This window comes from Bradyrhizobium sp. CFUWI (assembly GCF_056429085.1).
The window spans coordinates 1-6,167 of record NZ_JBWJZE010000064.1 but is presented as its reverse complement, the minus strand read 5'-3'; the positions used below and the strand labels follow the sequence as shown (position 1 = coordinate 6,167).

At 60.4% G+C, this 6,167-nt stretch carries 3 protein-coding genes and 2 pseudogenes; 1 reads left to right on the top strand and 4 read right to left on the bottom strand.

Annotated features, from left to right (window positions below; all coding sequences use genetic code 11):
- Positions 1–170 precede the first annotated feature (170 nt).
- Positions 171–635 (bottom strand): ATP-binding protein, encoded by a 465-nt coding sequence (locus tag AC066S_RS38290; protein WP_430642582.1) that lies wholly within the window; start codon positions 633–635, stop codon positions 171–173.
- A 15-nt stretch (positions 636–650) separates the two neighbouring features.
- On the opposite strand from AC066S_RS38290, the gene AC066S_RS38285 reads away from it, so the two are divergent.
- The gene (locus AC066S_RS38285) at positions 651–1,919 is read left to right on the top strand and encodes an IS256 family transposase (RefSeq protein ID WP_126262206.1); all 1,269 of its coding nucleotides are present in this window, start codon (positions 651–653) and stop codon (positions 1,917–1,919) included.
- A gap of 3 nt (positions 1,920–1,922) precedes the next feature.
- Here the strand turns inward: AC066S_RS38285 and AC066S_RS38280 are convergent.
- The 3 genes and pseudogenes from AC066S_RS38280 to AC066S_RS38270 all read right to left on the bottom strand — a co-directional run.
- A pseudogene (locus AC066S_RS38280) lies at positions 1,923–2,327 on the bottom strand (helix-turn-helix domain-containing protein); the annotation flags it as partial.
- A 307-nt stretch (positions 2,328–2,634) separates the two neighbouring features.
- Positions 2,635–3,867: a cytochrome P450 gene (locus tag AC066S_RS38275; protein WP_126262207.1), complete on the bottom strand. Its 1,233-nt coding sequence runs from the start codon at positions 3,865–3,867 to the stop codon at positions 2,635–2,637.
- A gap of 126 nt (positions 3,868–3,993) precedes the next feature.
- Positions 3,994–5,993: pseudogene (locus AC066S_RS38270) on the bottom strand (di-heme-cytochrome C peroxidase).
- Positions 5,994–6,167 lie beyond the last annotated feature (174 nt).

Here is a 6,167-nt window from a genome sequence, read left to right as displayed (position 1 = left end):
GGTCGTCAGTTAACCAAAGGCCAGCCATGGCAGATCGAGCTCTCAGACGAACAAATCGGTCAGCTTCGCAATCGGGTACGACGCACCAAGCGTTCGAAGAAGGAGGCATCATGAAGTCATCGGCTCGGCAATGACATCGTGCCATTGCGACACGGGGACCTGACTTGTGATCAACAAGGACCCTTGTCGTAGCGATCGTAGACGATCTCAAGCAGATTGCGGCGCTGGTCGGCGGTAAGCGATTCGGGTCCGCAGTCGTCAAGGATGAGGAGATTGATCCGCTCGAGCGCGGTGATCAGGCGCGCCAGACGGCCTTCGCCGCGCGCCTGCGCGAGATCGGCGAACAGGCGGGATGTTCGCTTGTAGAGGACGGAGAAGCCGTCACAACAGGCCTTGTTGCCGAGCGCACAGGCAAGCCAGGACTTGCCCGTGCCGGTTGGGCCGACGATGACCAGATGGTTGGCATCACGGATCCATTGGCAGGTAGCGAGGATTTGAAAGAGCGAGTGGTCAAGGCCTCGAGCGGTGCGATAGTCGACGTTCTCGATGGCGGGAGCTATGCGGGAGCTGGGTGATGACGGCCTGAGATAGGCGGCGTATCGAGGCGGGTGTCGAAGCCTGCCAGAACCTCTCAAGGAGAGCGATACGCCATGAATGAGACTAGCAAGATTGTCCCGCTTCGTCAGCCCGACGCGATCGATGATCCACTGACCAATATCCTGCGCGCTAGTGCGCGGCAGCTTCTGGCGCAGGCTGTCGAGATCGAAGTCGAGACCTTTCTTGCCACGGTGAAGGACTTGAAGCTTGCCGATGGACGCGCCCGTGTCGTGCGGCATGGCTACGGCCCGGCGCGGACGATCCAGACCGGCATCGGCCCAGTTGAGGTCACGCGGGCGAAGATTCGCGACCGCGGGGCGTCCAACGATGGCGAGCGGATCCAGTTCAGCTCGGCGATCCTGCCGCTCTGGGCACGGCGGACCCGAAGTCTGGATGCGCTGTTGCCGGTGCTCTATCTGCGCGGCATCTCGACCGGCGATTTTCAGGAGGCGCTGACGGCCTTGCTGGGCAAGGACGCGCCGAACCTGTCGCCCGCGGTGATTTCCCGGCTGACGGCCGAGTGGCAAGGCGAGTACGAGCGCTGGCAGAAGCGCGATCTGTCGGCGCGGCGATATGTGTACGTGTGGGCCGATGGCGTCTTCCTGCAGGCCCGCATGGAAGATCACGGCGAGTGCATGCTGGTGCTGATCGGCGCAACGCCGGAAGGCAGGAAGGAGCTGATCGGCTTTCAGGTCGGCGTGCGGGAGAGCGCGCAGAGCTGGCGCGAGCTCCTGATCGACGTCAAGCAGCGCGGATTGCAGATCGCGCCCGAAATTGCCGTCGGCGACGGCGCACTCGGCTTCTGGAAGGCGCTTGACGAGGTCTTTCCCGGCACACGGCACCAGCGCTGCTGGGTGCACAAGACCGTGAATGTCCTGGACAAGGTCCCACTCTCGGTGCAGGCCACCATGAAGAAAGATTTGCGCGAGGTCTATTGGGCGCCAAACCGGGCGTCCGCCGAAGCGGCGATCGACGTCTTCGCCGAGAAATACCTCGCCAAGTACGGCCGGGCGGTCGAATGTCTGGTCAAGGATCGCGACGCGCTGCTGGCCTTCTACGACTTTCCTGCCGAACATTGGGATCACTTGCGCACGAGCAATCCCATCGAGAGCGTGTTCGCCACCGTGCGGCACAGGACCGTGCGCACCAAGGGCTCGCTGTCGCCGACCACCGCCAAGCTGATGGTATTCAAACTGGTGATCGCCGCATCAAAGACCTGGCGTCGGCTCAAAGGCACAAACCAGTTGCCGAAGGTCATCGCAGGTGTCAGATTTAACGACGGCATCGAGGTCATCCAAATGCCGGCAACCCACGCCGCCTGATCACCTCGTCACCCAAAATCCCGCATAGCTCGTTTCCGCAGCCATCGAGCGGATCGACCAGTGCGTCGCGTCGGGCGGTGTCGTACGCAATGTCCGCTCGATCACCGCAGCAACCTGATCGTCGTCGATGGTTCGAGGGCGACCAGGGCGGGCTTCGTCAAGCAGGCCATCACAGCGATCCTTCAAGAATCGGCGGCGCCACTTGCCAACGGTGTGTTCATGGATGCCAAGTTCGGCAGCCACAGACTTGCTTGGCAGACCATCTGCACATCGCAGGATCGCGCGGCACCGCTCAGATAGCGATCGGGCTACACGATGACGACGAACTTGCCTCTCCAAGTACGCCCGCTCCTGCGGACTAAGCACTAACGGCGCGATCGGCCGGCCTCGCACACCTGCATTCGCCACTAGCACTCTCCTCTCTAGAGATTCGAGCAACAACTAATGCGTCGAATTTGCGTTCCAGATGACTAGGAGAATGGAACATATTTCGGGGCTCTCGCAAAGCGCTTGGGCACGAGACATGGTGGCTGCGCCATTCCTCTTGAAGTCGAATGACTTTCTCGTTCAAACCGGCGCGCCAGCGATCTAGGTTGGTCTGGCACTGGAGCGAGACTATGCTCAAACCATTCGCGAAGTGCTAACGGCAATCGCCTCGCCGCTGGATATTGCAGACCAGTCGCGAGTCGCGGCTCGCTGCTGGGAAGTCCGCCCTTCAGGCGGCCGTATTGTAGGTGATTGGATAACGCTCCGGAAACGGCCCTCCTGCGTAGTCAATCTCCGCGGCAGGACGCACACCCCGGATTTGCAGGATGCGACGAACGATTTCCGGAACCTGGATGCGGCTGATCTGGTCGCCGAGGCAGGTGTGCATCCCGTAGCCCAAATGCATATAGACCGACTCCGGGCGGTCGACGGCGAAGCTGGACGGCGCCGGCAATTGCAAGCCGTCGCGCATCGCCGACCGGGTCGAGATCAGCACCGTGCTGCCGGCCTTGATTGTTGCCGCGCGCAGCGAGCCCTTTGCAATCCGGTAATCGGTCCGGCACTGGCGCACCACGAACGGATTGATCGGGTTGAAGCGTAGCGCTTCCCAGCAATAGCGATACATCAATTGATCGTTATTGCTGCAGGCGACGTCGATCGCCTTCTTCAGGATCTTCGGACCTATGAACAACTGCTCGAGGAGCTGTACGATGGCCGCTGAGGTCGTCTCGATTCCGCCGACCAGCGTGCCCATCATATTGGTTATAATGCGTTCGTCGGCGAAGCCGATCGAATCGTCAAAATGGCTTTTTAGCAAGCGACTGAACACGTCGTCGAGCGGCGCGCCATTTTTCAGTTGCTCGCGCCGTTGCGGGAGCAGTTGTGTCAGGTAGGTGCGCATCTCCTGCCCGGCGTCAATGTTGTCCTGATGCACCTTCGGATCTTTGTCCAGGTTGTGGAACATGTCGTACTGCGTGGCGCGCGACCAGCGGAACATCGACGCCAGATCGGGGCCGGGAAAGCCGAAATATTCTCCGGTCAGCTGAATGGGGACCAGGCGCGACAACGTGCTGACCACGTCGATTTGGTTCTGGGTATAGAGCTGCTTTTCGACGGACGCATTGGCGAGGCTGCGCACTTTCTGGCGAATTGCCGGCAGATCCTCCATGCGCATGAAGGCGCGCATGATACCCTTGTCGCGCTGGTTGATTTCGGTGCAGTCGCGGCCGAGCATAAAGGGGCCGACCGAAGGGTCCATCATCGGCGCATAGGTGACGTTGAAGATGTCGGGCCGGCTCAGCGCTTCCTGCACGTCGGGGAAGCGGGTGATGAACACGGGCCCCGCGGCGCCCAACGCTAGGTTGGGCCTGACGCGCCGAATTAGTGCGAACAACGCATCCGGATGTTTCGCGATCATCCATTTCAAGAACTTCGCCGCCAGCCCCTGTTTCTGTTCCGCCATTGCCGCCGCACCCTAACTCGAGAAAAGCTTCGCCTGGTCGGTCGATCCTGGCTTCCGTCCACCTTTCCCCCTGCGGGAGCGAGATGGTCTTCGATGCTGCTCCAGTTGGAGCTGACCCAATCAATTTCAGATCGACTTCAGGAACTCGATGATCGCGTTGCGCTCCTCGGGAGACAGCGCAGGGCCAAGGACACCCTCATGCTTGTCGTTCGAGAATTCGTGGCCAGTATTGCGATTGGCGGGCCTCGACGTATCGAGGATGAAGTAGCCCTTGCTGTCGTAGGTCCTGCCTTTGGGAGCGGCGGTCCGCGCCACGATACCGACGCGGACAGGATCGAAGCTGGGCTCACCGAGCAGCAACACTTTCGGGCGCTCTGCAACCGGGCTGAGAAGGTCGTAGATCGTCGGCACCGAGCCGTTGTGCAGGAACGGCGCAGTCGCCCATACGCCGTTCAGCGGACGCGCCTTATAGCCGAAACCTGCCGCGAGACAGTTCGGCCGATCGCCTTCGATCTCCGCGTGGACGGTCCCGGTCGACCGAAGCCACTCGTCGATGCTGGATTGGACCACGGCGCCGAGCGCAAGCGCGTAGAGTTGCATCGCATGGTCCGAGAGTTGGATCGTATCCAGCGTATTGTCAGCCTTCCGTTGGCAGACATCGATGTCGAGGCCGAGTCCTGGGCTGCTATGGACCGCCCGGGCCAGTTCGCTGCCGGCGGTGTCAACGGTGCGATTGCGCAGCACGTCGCCCTGGGCCGGATCGGTGCCGATATGGCTTTGCTTGATGATCTTGACGTTGAGTACGGATTCCTTCGTCTGCTTCTCCTGCCCATCCCGGCCGCGCCAGCGGATAGGGCCGAAGTTCTTCCAGAACTCCGAGTCCGGGGCCTTGCCGTGCACGATGTCGGGGGTCAGCGCTGGAAGATGGCAGCCGCTGCAATATTTATCGTAGAGTTGGGCTCCCACGGCAGCCTTGGCTTTGTCGATCGCAGGAAAGCTGTCGGGCCAAGTTGGCGCATTCAGCCCGGTGAAGGCCTTCGCCACCAGCGGCTGGTCCTTTCCAGCGAGCTTTCGTTCAATCCAGTGCAGATTATCAAAGGGGATGCTGCTGGCAAAGCGTCCCTGCTTGGGCGGTGCCGTGAGGTTGAGCTCCGCGGAAACACCCATCGCCTCGCCGGCATTGCGTACAATGGCTGCATGATTGAGGCGTCGTACTGCACCCAATCGAACCATGATGATGTCCAGATGTGCGGGTAGCTGACAGGGGCGTTGATGTTGACGTAGTTGCCGTAGCGCTTGTTGTCGAGTGCGAACACCTGATTGCCGATGCGATTGAGCGCATCGAGGCGGGTAAACCCTTCCGTGACGTCGATCCCAGCGGGCTGATCGACCAGAGCACCAAGTATTCCATCGAGTTCCTTGGATAGTTGAACGCGTGTCAGATCGCTGTACTCGGTTTCTAAAACGCGCTTCGCGAACCGCCTAAAGCGACCGTCGAAGAAGGGCAACTTTGCCGACAAGGCGGTCTGTGCGAGCGCGGCGCGGAGCGCATTTGTCAACTGACCGAGATCGGTTACGGCGGGGCCGCCTTCAATGACATAGCGCTTGTCTTTGAAGATCAGTTGGCCGGTGTGGCACGCGGCACAGGTCAATCCGACGGCAGTGTCCTTACGCGCAAGTCCGCGGATCGACTGAAACGGCGAATACGCAAATCCGATCGGCAAACCGTATTCATTGTTCTCGCTTTTAGCAGATTTTATGAATCCGAACCGCAGTAAATAGCGGTTGTCGGCAAAGCGTTCGCGTTCGAAGAAGGGCATAGCGAAGGGCGAGTTCTGCGGCGCTTCCAGCGCGAGAAACCATGACAGCGGGATTGGCAAGGTCTGCGTGCCCTGGGCTTTGTGATGGAATCGATCGGCGTCTTCGGCGTTCCAGCCCTGATCGAGCGAAACTTGCTCGCTCACGAGAACCGGCTCAGGGAGACCAGGCGGCTCCAGAGCTTCGATTGTCGCGCCAAGCTGGGGGCTGGTCAGGACCGCGATAGAAGCAATGACCGCGATGATCACCAGAAGAGCAAGAAAGCGTCGGCACCAAAGGCGCCGAATTGCGCTCGCAACTGTCGACATGGCTTCACCGGTGTCAGCGACGGTCTTCAGGAGAAAGCCGTGTAAACAGTCGACCGTGAAGAACGTTGATCATGAGGTCTGTTGACGGGATGACCAGGCGCCGGCGAACAGGAAGGCGCAGCAGATCCGGACAAACAAAGTCGTGAGCCAGAGGATCAGAATCCGGAAGTTGTA